Origin of the sequence: Bacillus sp. R86525, assembly GCF_042466195.1 — a bacterium.
In the GTDB taxonomy this organism is placed as follows: domain Bacteria; phylum Bacillota; class Bacilli; order Bacillales; family Bacillaceae_G; genus Bacillus_A; species Bacillus_A nitratireducens.
Genome location: NZ_JAXHPX010000007.1, coordinates 1,268,639 through 1,283,982, shown reverse-complemented (window position 1 = coordinate 1,283,982; position 15,344 = coordinate 1,268,639). Strand labels below are relative to the sequence as shown.

Here is a 15,344-nt window from a genome sequence, read left to right as displayed (position 1 = left end):
CCACGTTATTCTCACACATTTTGACAAAACTTCTTTGCAAACATATAAAAAAGGCCCCCGCTACTCTCACGCCCAAATAAAAAGGTTACGCGAATAACAGAAGTCATGTTTATAACATAGTTTGTGAAAAGCTTTTCAGGTCAAGATTTTTTCATTCTTATTATTTTCCCCTTATAATTAAGTAAAGAGGTGATACATATGGCCAATATAAAACAGATTGCAAAAACTGCTGGTGTATCCATAGCAACTGTTTCCCGCGTCCTTAATAATCACCCTTACGTAAAAGAAGAAAAACGTAAGCGTGTTCTAGATGCAGTTGAAGAATTGAACTATGCAAAAAATATTAATGCTATTCATTTAATAAAGGGAAAAACATATACAATCGGGGTTATGCTCCCTTTCATTAATGTTCCATACTTCAGTACCATTATTGAAGGAATCGGAAACGAAGCATTAGCAGCTGGATATCATATTAATTTATGCCAAACGAATTACGATAGTATTGAAGAAATTCGCGTTCTTGAAATGATGAAAATGAAACAATTCGACGGGATGATTATTTGCTCTCGAACGAGTTCATGGGAAAAAATTGAACCGTTCGCAAAATTTGCCCCCATTATTTCATGTGAAAAAATGAAACATCCGCTCATTTCATCTGTCTTTGTAGATCATTATGAAGGATTCCGCCTTGGCACTTCCTATTTACTCCGTAAGGGCCATGAAAAAATCGGCATTTGTTTAGCAAGAGAAACAAGCGTTAATTCAATCGAGCGTAAAAAAGCTTTCGCCGATACTCTTCATCACGAAGGAAAAACCGTACACCCTGATTGGATTTTTCATCAATGTTATACGATGCAGGACGGGGCAAAAATACTTCATCGTATTTTAAACATGAAAAATCGTCCAACCGCTATTTTTACAGCGAACGATCAAGTTGCAGCTGGTTTATTAACAGAGGCGCGAAAACATGGCATTCGCATACCTGAAGACCTCGCTATCCTCGGATTTGATAACCATGAAATTTCAAAAGCATTAGAAATTACAACTATTGAACATCCCGGGCTCACAATGGGCTCATATGCTTTTTCTTTATTCCATAAACAAATTCAAAGTGAGCAAATTATCGGCAGCGCAGAAGAACTTTCATTCCATTTAATTGAGCGAGAAACAGTATAAAAAGGAGCGTTAACTATAGCGCTCTTTTTTATATTCTTCACCTATTGACTTTTTATTTTCCATCTCATATAATTAACCTAACGAACGGTAGGTAGGGGATGAAAATGACAGCAAACCGCATTAAAGCTGTAGCTCTTTCTCATTTCGCACGCTACGGCTATGAAGGAACTTCATTAGCAAATATTGCTCAAGAAGTTGGGATTAAAAAACCATCGATTTACGCACACTTTAAAGGAAAAGAAGAGTTGTACTTTACATGTTTAGAGGCTGCTCTTCAAAAAGATGTACAGAGCTTCACAGATGATATTGAAAAATTTTCAACGTCATCTACAGAAGAACTTCTCGTAAGTCTGTTAAAAGGCTATGCAAAACGATTTGGTGAAAGTGAAGAATCAATGTTTTGGTTACGAACTTCTTATTTTCCACCTGATGCATTTCGCGAACAAATTATTGATAAAGCAAATGTACACATTGAGAACGTTGGAAAACTTTTATTCCCTGTATTTAAAAGGGCAAGCGAGCAAGATGAGCTGCATAACATTGAAATAAAAGATGCCTTAGAGGCTTTTCTATGCTTACTTGACGGTCTTATGGTTGAACTACTATACGCAGGTTTAAATCGTTTTGAGACACGTTTAGACGCTTCTTGGAAAGTATTTTGGCGCGGACTTTCAAACTGACGGATTGCTCCTTTGCAATGCGTCGTTTTTAAGCCCTTTACCTAACGACTGGTAGGAAGGAGAAATGACATATGGCATGGATTTATGTAATCATAGCTGGTATTATTGAAATCTTTTGGGTGATTGGACTTAAAAAAGCGGAGGCACCACTTGAATGGGCTGGTGTTGCGTTATTAATTACAATTAGTTTCGTCTTATTATTTAGAGCTTATAAAGATTTACCTGTCGGTACTGTATACGCAGTCTTTACAGGAATTGGAGCTGGTGGGATCGTTCTTACAGAGATTTTCATCTTCGGAGAACCTTTCTCTATTGTAAAAGTTTTATTAATCGGTTTAATCTTCTTCGGAGTAATCGGGCTAAAACGAGTAACAGAAGAAAAAGAAGCGAAGGAGGCCGCATAAAATGGCTTGGGTATTTTTAATTCTAGCTGGTATTTGTGAAATTATTGGTGTACTCTTTATGAAAGTAGCCACTGAAAAGAAAGGCTGGGCACCAAAAGTTATTTTAATCGCTAACTTCGGCGTAAGCTTCTTCTTCTTATCCCTCGCGATGGACACATTACCGATGGGAACTGCTTACGCGATTTGGACTGGAATCGGAACTGCCGGAAGTGCACTTCTAGGTATTCTTATTTTCCGTGAATCAGCGGATTGGCGTCGTCTTGCCTTCTTAAGCTGCATTCTATGCGGTGCTGTTGGCTTAAAACTATTAAGCTAACGTGAGGTGACTGTCATGTGGAAAGAAAAAGGAAAACAAATGTTAGCATGGATTACACTCGGGATCGTCATTCTATTACAAATAAGTTTTCATATAATAGAATGGTTGTTTCATAAAGTATTATCCATTCTTACATTCCTTCCTAACATGGCACTTGAATTTGCATCTATCGCTTGGTCAATTATTGCTTCCATTGCAATCGTCATTATATGGAGTATCGCCAAACTATGGAATAAATTATTTAAAAAGGACAGTACTTCTGAAAAAGAGTAACTGTCCTTTTTTATATTCATTCAGACTTTCTGTAGAAGTTTGATGCGATAAGACAAAGAAGACCAGCTATGACAATACTTATACCAATCCCTTTATGCAAATTAGAAAATGGTGATGGGATATCTGAGTAAAAATTTGCTAATATGAGACCGATTGAAACGAAAAGTACCCCTATTCTATATAACCATTTTCTTTTATTCATCATTCTCCCCCCTAAAATTTTTCATACACTCCTTTCTTTTGGACATACTACCTAAAAAAGGAGTGGATAATATGCAAAATTCTATACATAAGCAGATCCTATTTTTATTTTTCCTCTTTCTCATTCTCGTTATCGTTTTCAGCTTTATATTACATACTCCAAAAGATGTTGTACCGAATAGCCTCTCTGTTTATAAACTCTTACTTTCATATTGTCGTTATTAAAGAAGGTGCCTTATATGGCACCTTTTAAAATTCTCTCTTCTCATACAATTTCACTGAAACGAAGATAGATACTATGAACATGCAAATTGAACCAATGAATAGCACGCTGTTATATAGTTGAATTTGTTCTAGGCTGATTTGAAAGAACATAGAACAAATTGCTATCGGTGCTATTAGTATGAAAAGCGTAATAAAAATAGTTTTTTTATACGCTAACCAAAACGATATTGGTAAAACAAAGCTTAAATACACTAAAATAAAGCTAATACTAGCAACCGTTGTCGTTTCAATAAATTCAAATAGATTAACCCCATTCTTCATTCCCATCGTGAAACAACCGACCGTTACGCTTATAAAAAGAATAATAATTGCTACTATATATTTCGCAAATACAATTTGTTTTCTCAATATTGGTAAACTATTTACTATAACTTCACTCTCATTTTTACTATCTGCTTCAAATGTTTTTACTGTTGCTCCAATTGTAATAATTACTGACATAATGATGAACAGATTTTCCGTATCTGTTAAGGCCATATAAAAGAAAACAGGATACAGTATATACCAAATTAAAAATTTCCATTGAATGATGAAATCTTTTAAAATTAGTTGTTTCAAAACTATTCTCCTCTCTCTTACAAATCACGCTCACTATACAAATTAATTGAGAGTAACATAGACATGATATATAAAAGAAGCAGCCCTGCTATAAAACAAATATTTACGACTAAACTCGTGTTCCAAGCATTTTCTACATCTAACCAGACGTTACTTACAATCAGTCCACTTAAATACCCCAACGCAAGTCCGGCGAACGGAGCAATTTGTTTTGCACTGCTATACCCTACTAAAAATTCAATTGGGAGTACGATTATGCTACAAACCAATCCTCCCGTTATTCCGCCAAGAACCGCTCCCCACAGCATAAGTCCAGTTATATATTCATTTTGTAACTGAATTAAGCCAATCACTAGTGAGAAACCTCCACCTAGAGCAACTAAAATACTTACAAATATGTATTTCCCTATGACAATATCTTTACGCTCAAACGGTAAACTATTTACTATTATTTCACTTTTATTTTTCCCCTCATAACTCATTGACAGTATCATTCCAAGAAAAGGTATAGATACGCTAATCGTCATAAGGAAACTATCACTACGAAAATCAACAATAGCAAGGAAAAACAAACATATAAGATAAACAAACCCTAACTTTCTTTGCAACATCATATCTTTTAAGACTAATTGCTTGATCATTTATTGCACCTCCTTGACCTCATCTCATCCCATAACATCACTTATTAGTTTTTATATTAGACAAGTTATAAGTATTAAAGCTCCTTCTTTTTAAAACTTACAATCGATAAAAACATTGAGGCGAAATAACTTAAACACGCTCCTAGACTTAAAATACTAATAACTAATAGCACATCTGAAGATTTGAAAAACATTAGCATAAGCCTTTCCTCAGCAAATATATTGCACATAAATCCTAACAAACCTATTATAGGAAAAAGCATAATCGCTCCCAGAATAGTAACCGTTTGTTTATCCACACTATATTTTATGGGAAGAATCATAACGGCATAAAGAACAGAAAAGAAAATAGCTATAAATAGTGCATACCACGGAATGTTTGTATTTTCTCTTAATACAGATACAGGTAGCACAAAGAAAACAAATGTAACGATTAGACTAACTCCAATAAAAAATACTGTCGATATGTATTTCGCAATGACAATATCTTTCCTAGTAAAAGGTAGACTTACTAATATTTTTTCCGTACTATTTTTCTCTTCATTTGATAAAGAGATTGAAATCATCAAAAGACAGATAGCAAAACAAACAAACGCCAACTGAAATGGTTCTATAGACTGTTGTAACACCCCATAAATAGGCAGGATTAAATAGATGGGAAATACTTTTCTTTGCAAGAAAAACTCCTTCAAAATCAACTGTTGCATATAAATTCTCCTCTCTATAAATCACGCGTTTCATAAATTTTAATTGTGAGAAACATAGAGGCGATATATACACTAGCTAGTATAATTACTCCAACTAAAAACCACACAAAATTCGAAGGAGTTATAACCCATTCAACAAACGATAATGCCGCCGTTTCTCCATCACCTATAAATATCCCCGCAAAACCAGCTACCATAGCGGCTCCACCTGTAAATAGTCCACATGCCATTTTGGATTTTTTTCCATAATAACTAGGAAACAGCACCGCTATATAAACTAAAGAGCTTATCCCTCCTCTAACTACTGCATACCAAGGGATTTCAATATATAAATTTGGATGATATGCATGAATATCACTAATGACAACAACACCTCTTATTAGAAAAATAACGAACATCGTTACAAACATACTTCCAGCGATAAATATTGCACAGGAAATATATCTAGCGATAACGATATTCTTTCGACTTAATGGTAAACTATTCATAATGACATCACTTTTATTTTTTTCATCCATCCCTATTAATATCATTGATGTGGAAATTGTTATAAGTAAGCAACTTGTAGAAAATACCGTTTCACCAACCGGCTCTATAAAAGAAAAAATCAATGGTACAATTAGATAAACTAACCACATCACCCGAAAAAAGAATAAATCTTTATAGATGAGCTGACGCATAGGCACCTCTCCCTTTCGCAGTGTAGACGATAATATCATCTAATGTAGGCTTTTCTATTACAACCTCATTTCCAAACCAGTCGATAATTGCTTGTTTATCCTTTGCTAAACCTTCGAAACCAAATTTATTTTTTCGTAATCCGACAAATAGTTCTTTTCCTTCTCGATCTAATAAATCATTACTTCCCTTTACGATTACGTAGTTCTCCATTAATTCATCTTTCTCACCAGTAAATATAATTTCTCCATCATTGATAAACGTAATATAATCTGCAATACGTTCTAAGTCTGTTGTAATGTGCGTTGAAAATAATACAGATACTTCATCTTCCATTACAATCTCTTGCAACATATCAAGTAATTCACTCCGTACAACTGGATCTAATCCTGCTGTCGGTTCATCCATAATGATAAACTCCGCGTGATGTGAAAGTGCGATGGCAATCGCAAATTTCATTTTCATCCCTTTTGATAGTTCTTTAATTTTTTTATACTTCGGAACTTGTAATCTATGCATATACGATTGATACTGATTTTCGTCCCACTTTTTATATAACGGTGCAATAATACGCTTCATTTGCTCACACGTTAAATCTTCGTAGTAATGATTTTCATCATATACAAAACCGATATTTTGTTTTATTTCCTTTTCGGCTTTCTTATTGTCTTTGCCAAAAATTTTTATATCACCACTATCTTTTCTAATTAGATTCATAATCATTTTGATCGTCGTACTTTTCCCCGCTCCATTCGGTCCAACAAATCCCATAATATATCCACGTGGCAATGTAAAACTTATATTTTTCACCGAGAAATCCGGATAATTTTTACAAACGCCTTTCAGCTCTAACATCTCTTATTCCCCCTCATATAAACACGCAATCATCTGTTGTAAATCTTCAAGTGAAAGCTGCAACACTTTACTTTCATTCACAATCTCTTCCGCTTTATTTTCCAATAGACGTAGCCGCTGTTCTTTTAATAGTTCATTATTTTTACGTGAAACATAAGTGCCCTTCCCAGCAACAGTTTCTATATATCCTTCTTTTTCAAGCTCCTCGTACGCACGCTTCGTTGTAATTACACTAATTTGTAATTCCTTCGCTAAGCTACGGATAGACGGTAATTGATCTCCACCCTTTAAACCACCATTTAAAATAAGCTGGCTTAATTGTTTCCTTATTTGCACATAAATAGGGTCTTGGGAAGAATTCGAAATAATAATATTCATGTTTTCCTCCAGTGTGTATATACTGTGTATATCTTATATACACAGTATATACAGAACATCCTATTTTTGGAAAGAAAAAAAGACCAACATTTTCCTGTTGGTCTTTCGTATATGTATCACTTTTCAAAGCGATCTAACATTTCGTCTCTCATTCCGAAACTAACAACCGCAATTCCTACATACATAAATAAAAGGAATGCCGGATGAACTGTATTGTACCAGCTGCTATCAACAATTAAATAAATTGTTAACGCCACAACAAGAACAAACGCTAAAATAAACATATAAAAGTGTCTTGTACTACCCATGATAAACTCCTCTCTGCTCTCTTCACCATTCAACAGTATATTTTATCGAATAATTCGATATGACTCAAGGCTAACTTTCTGTTATGTAATCAAGTTCTACCTTTACAATGTCCTCACACGCTATTGAAATGATCGTTCCCTGTTTATCAATCGCTGTCACTTCTCTATTGTCCATTACACGATGAGCTACTCTTTCTAGCACTTTCCCTTGGTCTCGGTAACAAAATTCTTTTATATCTTTAATTGTTTCTCCATTTTCTAAATGGTATACCATTCTATAACATCGATATCCCACACTTTCACCCCCATATTGCTCGTTTTTTCACATATACATAAAAATGAGTAATTTTTGCCTCATCACATCTTCTTAATTTCAATAAAATTCTAACAAAAATAAATACTTTTATCAAACCGACTTTTTCAACAAAATCACCTATAAAACTGCTTCTTTACAGCAATATGAAACAAAAAATAATAATTTTTAACACTTTTTTCATCCTACCTGCACAAAAAAAAGAACCCGCATATAGCGAGTTCTTTTTTATTCTAATCAAACTTGTACAGGAGCTAGCTTTTCATAACGTAAAATAGGTTTACGTGCAGCCATCGTTTCGTCTAAACGTTTAATGACTGTAGTATGCGGTGCTTCTTGTACAACTTCTGGATTTTCTTCTACTTCTTTAGCGATTTGAATCATCTTATCAATGAAACCATCTAACGTTTCTTTTGATTCTGTTTCTGTTGGCTCAATCATAATACATTCTTCCACATTTAATGGGAAGTAAATTGTTGGTGGATGGTAACCGAAATCAAGCAGACGTTTTGCAATATCTAATGTACGTACACCAAGTTTCTTTTGACGACGACCTGATAATACAAATTCATGCTTACAATGTCTATCGAACGGAAGATCATAGAATGGTGCTAATCTTCTCATCATGTAGTTCGCATTTAATACAGCATACTCAGTTACTGCACGCAAGCCATCTGGACCCATAGAACGAATATATGTGTATGCACGAACGTTAATTCCGAAGTTACCATAGAATGGTTTCACACGCCCAATCGCTTCTGGACGATCATAGTTGAAGTGATAGCCATTTTCCGTTTTCTCCAAAATCGGTTTTGGTAAATACGGAATTAAATCAGCTTTCACACCTACTGGACCAGAACCTGGGCCACCACCGCCATGCGGACCTGTAAATGTTTTATGAAGGTTTAAATGCACAACGTCAAATCCCATATCTCCTGGGCGTGCTTGGCTTAATACCGCATTTAAGTTTGCACCATCATAGTATAATTTACCGCCTGCGTTATGAACGATTTCTGCCATTTCTAAAATATTTTCTTCGAATAGGCCTAATGTATTTGGATTTGTTAACATAAGTGCTGCTGTTTCTTCGTTTACAACACGTTTTAAGTCTTCTAAGTCAACAAGACCATGTTCATTTGATTTTACTGTAATTGTTTCAAAACCAGCTACAGTTGCAGATGCTGGATTTGTTCCGTGAGCAGAGTCAGGAACAATTACTTTCGTACGGTTAAAGTCACCATTTGCTTCATGGTATGCACGAATTAACATTAAACCTGTCCATTCTCCATGTGCACCAGCTGCTGGTTGTAATGTAACAGTATCCATACCTGTAATTTCAATTAAATGTTCTTGTAAGTCATACATTAATTCCATTGCACCTTGCACTGTCTTTTCATCTTGAAGTGGATGAATATTTGCAAATCCTGCGAAACGAGCTACGTTTTCATTAATTTTCGGATTATACTTCATCGTACAAGATCCAAGTGGATAGAATCCAGAATCAACGCCGTGGTTACGGTTTGAAAGTGCTGTATAGTGACGCATAATGTCAAGTTCAGATACTTCTGGTAACTCTGCATCTTCTACTCGAATATAATCGCTCTCAAATACATCTTCTAGTTTCACTTCTTCTACATCTAATTTGGGTAAGCTATATCCTACGCGTCCTTCTTTAGTCACTTCAAAAATAAGTGCTTGGTCTTGGTTCTTCATTGGATAGCCCCCATTTCGTTTACAAGTGTGTCAATTTCCTCTTTTGTACGAAGCTCAGTTACTGCTACAAGCATATGGTTTTCATGCTCTTTATAATCACGGCCTAGATCGTAACCGCCGATAATATTCTTTTGTAATAATGCATCGTTTACTTCTTTCACTGGACGCTTGCAATCTACAACAAACTCATTGAAGAATGGTCCAGCAAATGTAACTGTGAATCCTTTCGCTTCAAATTGACGTTTTGCATATTGTGCTTTAGAAATATTTTGACGTGCCATTTCTTTCACACCTTGTTTTCCAAGTGCCGTCATTGCAACAGAAGCTGCTAATGCATTTAACGCTTGGTTTGAACAAATGTTAGACGTCGCTTTATCACGGCGAATATGCTGTTCACGTGCTTGTAACGTTAATACAAACCCACGTTTACCATCTGAATCTACAGTTTGTCCGACAAGACGTCCTGGAATTTTACGCATAAATGCTTTCGTTGTTGCAAAGTAACCACAGTGCGGTCCACCAAACTGCGTTGGGATACCGAATGGTTGTGCATCACCGATTACAATATCAGCACCGAATTTTCCTGGCGGTGTTAATGCGCCTAATGATAATGGATTTGAAGAAACGATAAATAATGATTTTTGTTGATGAACGATTTTTTCGATATCAGCTAACTTTTCCACTTGTCCGAAGAAGTTTGGATATTGAACGATTACACAAGCAACTGTATCATCTACTTCACTTTGTAATACTTCTAAATCTGTTACACCGTTTTTATGATCAATTTCAACAACTTCAAGATTTTGACCTTTTGCATATGTTTCAAGTACCGCTCTTGATTCTGGATGAACTGCGCTAGATACAAGAATTTTCTTTTTACGAGTATGGCCAGCTGCTAACATTGCCGCTTCAGCTAAAGCCGTACCTCCGTCGTACATAGAAGAGTTCGCTACATCCATTCCTGTTAATTCACAAATCATTGTTTGGAATTCAAAGATTGCTTGTAATTCCCCTTGTGAAATTTCCGGTTGGTATGGTGTGTAAGCTGTATAAAACTCTGAACGAGAAATAACATGGTCAACAATTACTGGAGCGTAATGATCGTATACGCCTGCTCCTAAGAAAGAAGCGTATTCTTTTAAATTAGCATTTTTACTAGCCATTTGAGATAACTCTTTTAAAAGCTCTGGCTCTGATTTTGCTTCTTTAATTTTTAAATCCCCTTTAAAACGAACACTCTCTGGAATATCAGAGAATAATTCGTCGATCGTTTGAACGCCGATCGTTTGTAACATTTCTTTTTTGTCTTCTTCTGTCATTGGAAGATAACGATGCAACATGAAATCTACCCCTCTCCCCGTTACTTTGAACGTTTATAAAATGGTGTTGGAACAACTACTGCTTTGGCGCGTTTATTACGAATTTCAATTTCTACTTCTGTATCAACTGCTGCGTATTTTACATCAATTAGTGCTAAACCAATGCTTTTCTTTAACGTTGGAGATTGTGTACCGCTCGTTACTTCCCCGATTTTCTCTTCTCCTATAAATACAGGGTAATGCGTACGAGGAATACCACGTTCGATTACTTCGATGCCGACTAATTTACGAGATGCACCGTTTTCTTTTTGCTCTTTTAACGTTTCTTTTCCAAAGAAGTCTGCTTCTTTATTTGTTTTTACCGCAAAGCCGATTCCAGCTTCAATCGGTGTAATATCTTTTGATAATTCTTGTCCGTATAACGGAAGTGTTGATTCAAAGCGAAGTGTATCACGAGCGCCTAAGCCACATGCTTTCAGGCCTTCTTCTGCTCCAACTTCAAGGAGTTTCTCCCAAAGCTTTGCAGCATCTTCACTCTTACAGTAAATTTCAAATCCATCTTCACCTGTGTAACCTGTACGAGATACAAGTGCAGGAACTCCATCTACAAGAATATTATTTTTAAATTTAAAGAACTTAATTTCTTTCAAATCTTCTGACACAACTTTTTGTAAAATGCCTTCTGCTTTTGGTCCTTGAATTGCAAGCTGTGCAACTTCACTAGAAACATTGACTACTGTCGCATCGCCAATTACATGACTTGCTAACCATTCGTAATCTTTCTCGATATTCGATGCATTGATTACTAATAAATAGTCTTCTTCACCACGTTTGTAGATTAATAAATCATCTACGGTGCCACCATTTTCATAGCACATAGCTGTATATTGTGCGCCCCCTACCTTTAAGGTAGATACGTCATTTGTAACAACACGTTGTAAAAATGCTAAACTATCTACACCCTTTACCTCTACTTCTCCCATATGAGATACATCGAACAAACCTGCCGCTGTACGTACAGCTTCATGCTCTTCTTTAATGCTTGAAAATTGAACTGGTAATTCCCAACCACCGAAGTCGATTGTTTTTCCACCATACTTCGCGTATACATCAAATAACGGTGTACGTTGTAATGTAATCATGCTCTTTCCCCCTTATGCTCTGACAAATCAATAAAAGTTGCTTTCCATATCTAAACATTTTCATTCTGAAAAGATAGGATATACGGAATCTCATTATATTTTTTTATGAAAGCGTAAATAAAAAGTTACTTTCTTGGATAAAATACGAAAGATTCCACACATTTCACACCATTATCCTAACATCATTCGCTATATTTCATCAATATTCTAGCATAAAAAATAATTTAGAATTTTTTATTCTTATTATTATTAAATACAACTTTTGAGATTTATCACTTTATCATTGCTTATTCTTTAATTTTTAGTAATTGTGATAATGCCTTATAACAAGGCTTATAATAAAGATTTTTTTAATAATCACTTTAGTTTATAAAAGGTGGGAGCGTCTGAATGAATGTTGATATTTCCGTAGATCGAACGTGGCAAAATAATTTTTTAAAAAGAATTGATGAAGATGGTCCTTGGACAAATTGGGATTTATATCAATTAGCTTATAAAACTGAAAAATCATTACTCGTCCCTACTTTTGATGGATTACAAGCACCAAAACACTTATCACATTTCACGCCACTTCCGCATCAATTAGAAGTCGCTCAAAATGTTATTGAACAAATGAATGGTAAAGCGATTTTAGCAGATGAAGTTGGACTTGGAAAAACAATCGAAGCTGGTCTTATTTTAAAAGAATATATGGTGCGGGGACTTGTAAAAAAGGTACTCATTCTAGTTCCAGCTTCGCTCGTATCTCAGTGGGCATATGAACTAAACACAAAATTTTTTATTCCTGCGGTCGCTCAAAAGAAAAGTTATTCGTGGGAACAAGCTGATGTCATCGTTTCATCAATCGATACTGCGAAACGATTGCCGCATCGCGATATCGTTTTAAACTTAGAATATGACCTTATTATTATTGATGAAGCACATAAACTAAAAAATAATAAAACAAAAAACTATGAATTTGCACAACGATTAAAAAAGAAGTTTTGCTTATTACTAACCGCTACTCCTGTTCAAAATAAAATCGATGAAATCTTCAACCTCGTTTCTTTATTAAAACCAGGTCATTTAGGCAACCAATCTAATTTTGAGGAATATTATGCTTCAAAAAATCGCTCGGCTGAATCTGATGAAGATTTAAAAGCTCTCATCAACAAAGTAATGGTCCGAAATCGACGTCATAATACTGGAATTGATTGGCCAAAAAGGCATGTACGTACAATTTTTGTTGAGTTTAATGAAGAAGAACAAGCGCTATATAACGCGATTGAAAATTGGCGAGGACAAGATGCCTTCACGTCTGCTTTCTCATCTTTAACTTTAAAACGGGAAGCATGTAGTAGTCGCGAAGCTGTTTACTATTCATTAAAAAAACATGTAGAAAAAAGACAGAAAGAAAATGAGCACTACATAAAGGAACCACATATCGATGTGTTAATGGACAAAATTAATCATATCCCTTTCAACTCAAAAGCAAATAAAGCTCTAGAGCTTATAAAAGAAATTGACGATAAAGTCATCATTTTCACTGAATATAGAGCGTCGCAAATGTATTTACAATGGTTCTTACAACAACATGGAATTTCCTCTGTTCCATTTCGTGGTGGATTTAAACGAGGAAAGAAAGATTGGATGAAGGAACTTTTCCAAAATCATGCTCAAGTGTTAATCGCGACCGAAGCCGGCGGTGAAGGAATTAACTTACAGTTTTGTAGCCATATGATTAATTATGACTTACCGTGGAATCCAATGAGACTCGAACAAAGAATTGGGCGTATTCATCGTCTTGGACAAAAAAATGATGTTCATATTTATAACTTAGCAACCAAGCATACTGTTGAAGAGCATATTTTAAAACTGCTGTATGAAAAAATTAATTTATTTGAACGAGTAATCGGCGAACTCGATGAAATTTTAACGAGAATCAACATGAAAAATATCGATGCGCATATTCAAGAAATTTTCGCACAGTCAAAAAGCGAAGGAGAAATTCGAATCAAAATGGAAAATTTAACATCTATTATCGATTTTGCGAAGCGCAATGAAGCAGAGGTGCAGGGCTATGCAGCAAAATGAAATTCATAATTACTTATATAACTTTTTTGAGGCGAATAACTGCGAAATTTTAGAACATTCCCCTCACCTATTAGACGTGCAGTTAACAATTGAAATGGATAAGCTATTAATGAATCGCCCTTTCTATTGGCACTATCTTGAAAAAACAGGAGGCGTTCCGAATCCGATGCGCCTTACTCTTATTACAAATCCGGAAAACGAAGAAAACGATGGTGAACTTGTTCATTACGGTTCACCACGTTTGCATCAAATCTTTGAAACGACAAAAGAACTAGGCTCATACATACGGTTATACGAGGACGTGAAACATAACGGGGCAACACATACCCCGCTCCACCCTTGGCTTGGTGTAAATATAAAAGTATCTTATCAATGTGACCGAAAAAAAGACATCCTTCATTCCATCGGTATTCACCTTATTTCTGGAACAATGATCGCAAACTTCCATGACACTTTAACAGAGATAAGAGTCACCCCAAAAATACCTGATTTTTGTTTTACGCTTTCCCCTATCATTAAGCCACAAAGTGGTTTACAACGTATAGAGGACGCTTTAAAACATATAGTCGCAGAAGATGACCATACGTGGGCAAAAGAAGCAAGAGTGCGTTGGAATCACGATTTAGACCTTTTAAATCGATTTTATGAAGATAGTGATGAACTTCCAGAAAGCTATGAAATTGAAAAGCAAGCATTACAAGAACAATACGAACCACGCATTACAATGCAAATTATAAACGGCGGCCTCTTTTATATTACCGCAAATCATTTTCTATCTTAAAAAAAGCTCCTTCAACTGTAGAAGGAGCTTTTTTTAAGATGTTTTTCCATCCTATTCTCTATCGTCACTACGCTCTCGTTGTTTTTTCTCTGTCATACGTTTTTGATATGCGCGATCCTTCGCACTTACATGATTAGCATCAGTCGGCAGATTTTCTTTTGAACGTCCAATTCCATTGCTCATCTTTTCCACTCCTTTTTAAGTCTTTCAAAATACACCCTTATTTTCAGCTAGAGACACAATCCTTATACAAAAAAATAAGAGCAGCCATTGGCTACTCTTACTCACTCACATATTTTTGAAACATATCATGGATGCCTTTATTTACGAGGTTCGAGATCTGCTCGTCAGATTTATTCGGATAACGATCACGCAACCTGATAGATGCCTTCACCATTAAATTTTCTAATACAGAACGGCCACCTTCTCCATAAATAATTTCAGCATACTTAACAAGCCTTCCATCCTCTACTGTTGCCGGATTATGATTGAAGAAAAATTTACTCATTGTCTCCACCTCTCTCTTTTGATAACGTTTACATT

General features: G+C 35.4%; 21 protein-coding genes. 7 read left to right on the top strand and 14 right to left on the bottom strand.

The features are described 5' to 3' along the window. Nucleotides 1–198 precede the first annotated feature (198 nt). The 5 genes from SJY24_RS09185 to SJY24_RS09165 all read left to right on the top strand — a co-directional run bounded on the left by SJY24_RS09185 (nucleotide 199) and on the right by SJY24_RS09165 (nucleotide 2,849). A complete protein-coding gene (locus SJY24_RS09185; RefSeq protein ID WP_377864458.1) occupies nucleotides 199–1,176 on the top strand; it encodes a LacI family DNA-binding transcriptional regulator in 978 nt (325 codons plus the stop codon). Nucleotides 1,177–1,274: 98 nt separating this feature from the next. Continuing rightward, on the top strand, nucleotides 1,275–1,856 hold the full coding sequence (locus tag SJY24_RS09180; protein ID WP_377864457.1) for a TetR/AcrR family transcriptional regulator: 582 nt from the start codon (nucleotides 1,275–1,277) through the stop codon (nucleotides 1,854–1,856). Nucleotides 1,857–1,927: 71 nt separating this feature from the next. Further along, entirely contained in the window at nucleotides 1,928–2,260 is a 333-nt protein-coding gene (locus SJY24_RS09175) for a DMT family transporter (RefSeq protein ID WP_000312339.1), read from the top strand. A 1-nt stretch (nucleotide 2,261) separates the two neighbouring features. Continuing rightward, on the top strand, nucleotides 2,262–2,576 hold the full coding sequence (locus SJY24_RS09170; RefSeq protein ID WP_000312621.1) for a DMT family transporter: 315 nt from the start codon (nucleotides 2,262–2,264) through the stop codon (nucleotides 2,574–2,576). A gap of 15 nt (nucleotides 2,577–2,591) precedes the next feature. Next, on the top strand, nucleotides 2,592–2,849 hold the full coding sequence (locus SJY24_RS09165; protein ID WP_377864456.1) for a DUF3975 family protein: 258 nt from the start codon (nucleotides 2,592–2,594) through the stop codon (nucleotides 2,847–2,849). Between the two features lie 16 nt (nucleotides 2,850–2,865). Here the strand turns inward: SJY24_RS09165 and SJY24_RS09160 are convergent, their stop codons facing one another. From SJY24_RS09160 to gcvT, 12 genes are all read right to left on the bottom strand, one after another. Continuing rightward, on the bottom strand, nucleotides 2,866–3,051 hold the full coding sequence (locus SJY24_RS09160; RefSeq protein ID WP_377864455.1) for a hypothetical protein: 186 nt from the start codon (nucleotides 3,049–3,051) through the stop codon (nucleotides 2,866–2,868). Between the two features lie 248 nt (nucleotides 3,052–3,299). Continuing rightward, on the bottom strand, nucleotides 3,300–3,893 hold the full coding sequence (locus SJY24_RS09155) for an ABC-2 transporter permease (protein WP_377864454.1): 594 nt from the start codon (nucleotides 3,891–3,893) through the stop codon (nucleotides 3,300–3,302). A 17-nt stretch (nucleotides 3,894–3,910) separates the two neighbouring features. Continuing rightward, nucleotides 3,911–4,534, bottom strand: coding sequence for an ABC-2 transporter permease (locus SJY24_RS09150; RefSeq protein ID WP_377864453.1), 624 nt, complete (start codon nucleotides 4,532–4,534; stop codon nucleotides 3,911–3,913). Nucleotides 4,535–4,608: 74 nt separating this feature from the next. Beyond that, nucleotides 4,609–5,241 carry an ABC-2 transporter permease gene (locus SJY24_RS09145; protein ID WP_377864452.1) on the bottom strand — a complete coding sequence of 211 codons (633 nt, stop codon included), beginning with the start codon at nucleotides 5,239–5,241 and terminating at the stop codon, nucleotides 4,609–4,611. Nucleotides 5,242–5,255: 14 nt separating this feature from the next. Beyond that, a complete protein-coding gene (locus SJY24_RS09140) occupies nucleotides 5,256–5,921 on the bottom strand; it encodes an ABC-2 transporter permease (RefSeq protein WP_377864451.1) in 666 nt (221 codons plus the stop codon). Then, nucleotides 5,902–6,774 carry an ABC transporter ATP-binding protein gene (locus SJY24_RS09135; RefSeq protein WP_377864450.1) on the bottom strand — a complete coding sequence of 291 codons (873 nt, stop codon included), beginning with the start codon at nucleotides 6,772–6,774 and terminating at the stop codon, nucleotides 5,902–5,904. The genes SJY24_RS09140 and SJY24_RS09135 overlap by 20 nt, the downstream gene beginning before the upstream one ends. Before the next feature lie 3 nt (nucleotides 6,775–6,777). Next, nucleotides 6,778–7,152: a GntR family transcriptional regulator gene (locus SJY24_RS09130; RefSeq protein ID WP_098498659.1), complete on the bottom strand. Its 375-nt coding sequence runs from the start codon at nucleotides 7,150–7,152 to the stop codon at nucleotides 6,778–6,780. Nucleotides 7,153–7,268: 116 nt separating this feature from the next. Next, the gene (locus SJY24_RS09125) at nucleotides 7,269–7,460 is read right to left on the bottom strand and encodes a hypothetical protein (RefSeq protein WP_000535934.1); all 192 of its coding nucleotides are present in this window, start codon (nucleotides 7,458–7,460) and stop codon (nucleotides 7,269–7,271) included. A gap of 70 nt (nucleotides 7,461–7,530) precedes the next feature. Next, complete coding sequence (locus SJY24_RS09120; RefSeq protein WP_000262494.1) at nucleotides 7,531–7,734, bottom strand: DUF3929 family protein; 204 nt, start codon at nucleotides 7,732–7,734, stop codon at nucleotides 7,531–7,533. A gap of 276 nt (nucleotides 7,735–8,010) precedes the next feature. Then, on the bottom strand, nucleotides 8,011–9,486 hold the full coding sequence (gene gcvPB / locus SJY24_RS09115; protein WP_000795709.1) for an aminomethyl-transferring glycine dehydrogenase subunit 2: 1,476 nt from the start codon (nucleotides 9,484–9,486) through the stop codon (nucleotides 8,011–8,013). After that, a complete protein-coding gene (gene gcvPA / locus SJY24_RS09110; RefSeq protein ID WP_377864449.1) occupies nucleotides 9,483–10,826 on the bottom strand; it encodes an aminomethyl-transferring glycine dehydrogenase subunit 1 in 1,344 nt (447 codons plus the stop codon). The genes gcvPB and gcvPA overlap by 4 nt, the downstream gene beginning before the upstream one ends. Before the next feature lie 20 nt (nucleotides 10,827–10,846). Continuing rightward, a complete protein-coding gene (gcvT, locus tag SJY24_RS09105; RefSeq protein WP_377864448.1) occupies nucleotides 10,847–11,947 on the bottom strand; it encodes a glycine cleavage system aminomethyltransferase GcvT in 1,101 nt (366 codons plus the stop codon). Between the two features lie 390 nt (nucleotides 11,948–12,337). On the opposite strand from gcvT, the gene SJY24_RS09100 reads away from it, so the two are divergent. Both SJY24_RS09100 and SJY24_RS09095 read left to right on the top strand, forming a co-directional pair. Beyond that, nucleotides 12,338–14,020 carry a DEAD/DEAH box helicase gene (locus tag SJY24_RS09100; protein ID WP_377864447.1) on the top strand — a complete coding sequence of 561 codons (1,683 nt, stop codon included), beginning with the start codon at nucleotides 12,338–12,340 and terminating at the stop codon, nucleotides 14,018–14,020. Then, complete coding sequence (locus tag SJY24_RS09095; protein WP_377864446.1) at nucleotides 14,007–14,801, top strand: YqhG family protein; 795 nt, start codon at nucleotides 14,007–14,009, stop codon at nucleotides 14,799–14,801. Before SJY24_RS09100 ends, SJY24_RS09095 begins: the two co-directional genes overlap by 14 nt. 51 nt (nucleotides 14,802–14,852) lie before the next feature. On the opposite strand, the gene SJY24_RS09090 is transcribed toward SJY24_RS09095, so the two are convergent. Beyond that, a complete protein-coding gene (locus SJY24_RS09090; protein ID WP_377864445.1) occupies nucleotides 14,853–14,984 on the bottom strand; it encodes a hypothetical protein in 132 nt (43 codons plus the stop codon). A gap of 97 nt (nucleotides 14,985–15,081) precedes the next feature. Beyond that, the gene (locus SJY24_RS09085) at nucleotides 15,082–15,309 is read right to left on the bottom strand and encodes a hypothetical protein (protein WP_000032702.1); all 228 of its coding nucleotides are present in this window, start codon (nucleotides 15,307–15,309) and stop codon (nucleotides 15,082–15,084) included. Nucleotides 15,310–15,344 lie beyond the last annotated feature (35 nt).

Excerpts from the sequence above, each read along its gene's own strand:
- SJY24_RS09185 (WP_377864458.1), top strand. The coding sequence starts at position 199 with ATGGCCAATATAAAACAGATTGCAAAAACTGCTGGTGTATCCATAGCA.
- SJY24_RS09180 (WP_377864457.1), top strand. The coding sequence starts at position 1,275 with ATGAAAATGACAGCAAACCGCATTAAAGCTGTAGCTCTTTCTCATTTC.
- SJY24_RS09175 (WP_000312339.1), top strand. The coding sequence starts at position 1,928 with ATGGCATGGATTTATGTAATCATAGCTGGTATTATTGAAATCTTTTGG.
- SJY24_RS09170 (WP_000312621.1), top strand. The coding sequence starts at position 2,262 with ATGGCTTGGGTATTTTTAATTCTAGCTGGTATTTGTGAAATTATTGGT.
- SJY24_RS09165 (WP_377864456.1), top strand. The coding sequence starts at position 2,592 with ATGTGGAAAGAAAAAGGAAAACAAATGTTAGCATGGATTACACTCGGG.
- SJY24_RS09160 (WP_377864455.1), bottom strand. The coding sequence starts at position 3,051 with ATGAATAAAAGAAAATGGTTATATAGAATAGGGGTACTTTTCGTTTCA.
- SJY24_RS09150 (WP_377864453.1), bottom strand. The coding sequence starts at position 4,534 with ATGATCAAGCAATTAGTCTTAAAAGATATGATGTTGCAAAGAAAGTTA.
- SJY24_RS09145 (WP_377864452.1), bottom strand. The coding sequence starts at position 5,241 with ATGCAACAGTTGATTTTGAAGGAGTTTTTCTTGCAAAGAAAAGTATTT.
- SJY24_RS09140 (WP_377864451.1), bottom strand. The coding sequence starts at position 5,921 with ATGCGTCAGCTCATCTATAAAGATTTATTCTTTTTTCGGGTGATGTGG.
- SJY24_RS09135 (WP_377864450.1), bottom strand. The coding sequence starts at position 6,774 with ATGTTAGAGCTGAAAGGCGTTTGTAAAAATTATCCGGATTTCTCGGTG.
- SJY24_RS09130 (WP_098498659.1), bottom strand. The coding sequence starts at position 7,152 with ATGAATATTATTATTTCGAATTCTTCCCAAGACCCTATTTATGTGCAA.
- SJY24_RS09125 (WP_000535934.1), bottom strand. The coding sequence starts at position 7,460 with ATGGGTAGTACAAGACACTTTTATATGTTTATTTTAGCGTTTGTTCTT.
- SJY24_RS09120 (WP_000262494.1), bottom strand. The coding sequence starts at position 7,734 with ATGGTATACCATTTAGAAAATGGAGAAACAATTAAAGATATAAAAGAA.
- gcvPB (WP_000795709.1), bottom strand. The coding sequence starts at position 9,486 with ATGAAGAACCAAGACCAAGCACTTATTTTTGAAGTGACTAAAGAAGGA.
- gcvPA (WP_377864449.1), bottom strand. The coding sequence starts at position 10,826 with ATGTTGCATCGTTATCTTCCAATGACAGAAGAAGACAAAAAAGAAATG.
- gcvT (WP_377864448.1), bottom strand. The coding sequence starts at position 11,947 with ATGATTACATTACAACGTACACCGTTATTTGATGTATACGCGAAGTAT.
- SJY24_RS09100 (WP_377864447.1), top strand. The coding sequence starts at position 12,338 with ATGAATGTTGATATTTCCGTAGATCGAACGTGGCAAAATAATTTTTTA.
- SJY24_RS09095 (WP_377864446.1), top strand. The coding sequence starts at position 14,007 with ATGCAGCAAAATGAAATTCATAATTACTTATATAACTTTTTTGAGGCG.
- SJY24_RS09090 (WP_377864445.1), bottom strand. The coding sequence starts at position 14,984 with ATGAGCAATGGAATTGGACGTTCAAAAGAAAATCTGCCGACTGATGCT.
- SJY24_RS09085 (WP_000032702.1), bottom strand. The coding sequence starts at position 15,309 with ATGAGTAAATTTTTCTTCAATCATAATCCGGCAACAGTAGAGGATGGA.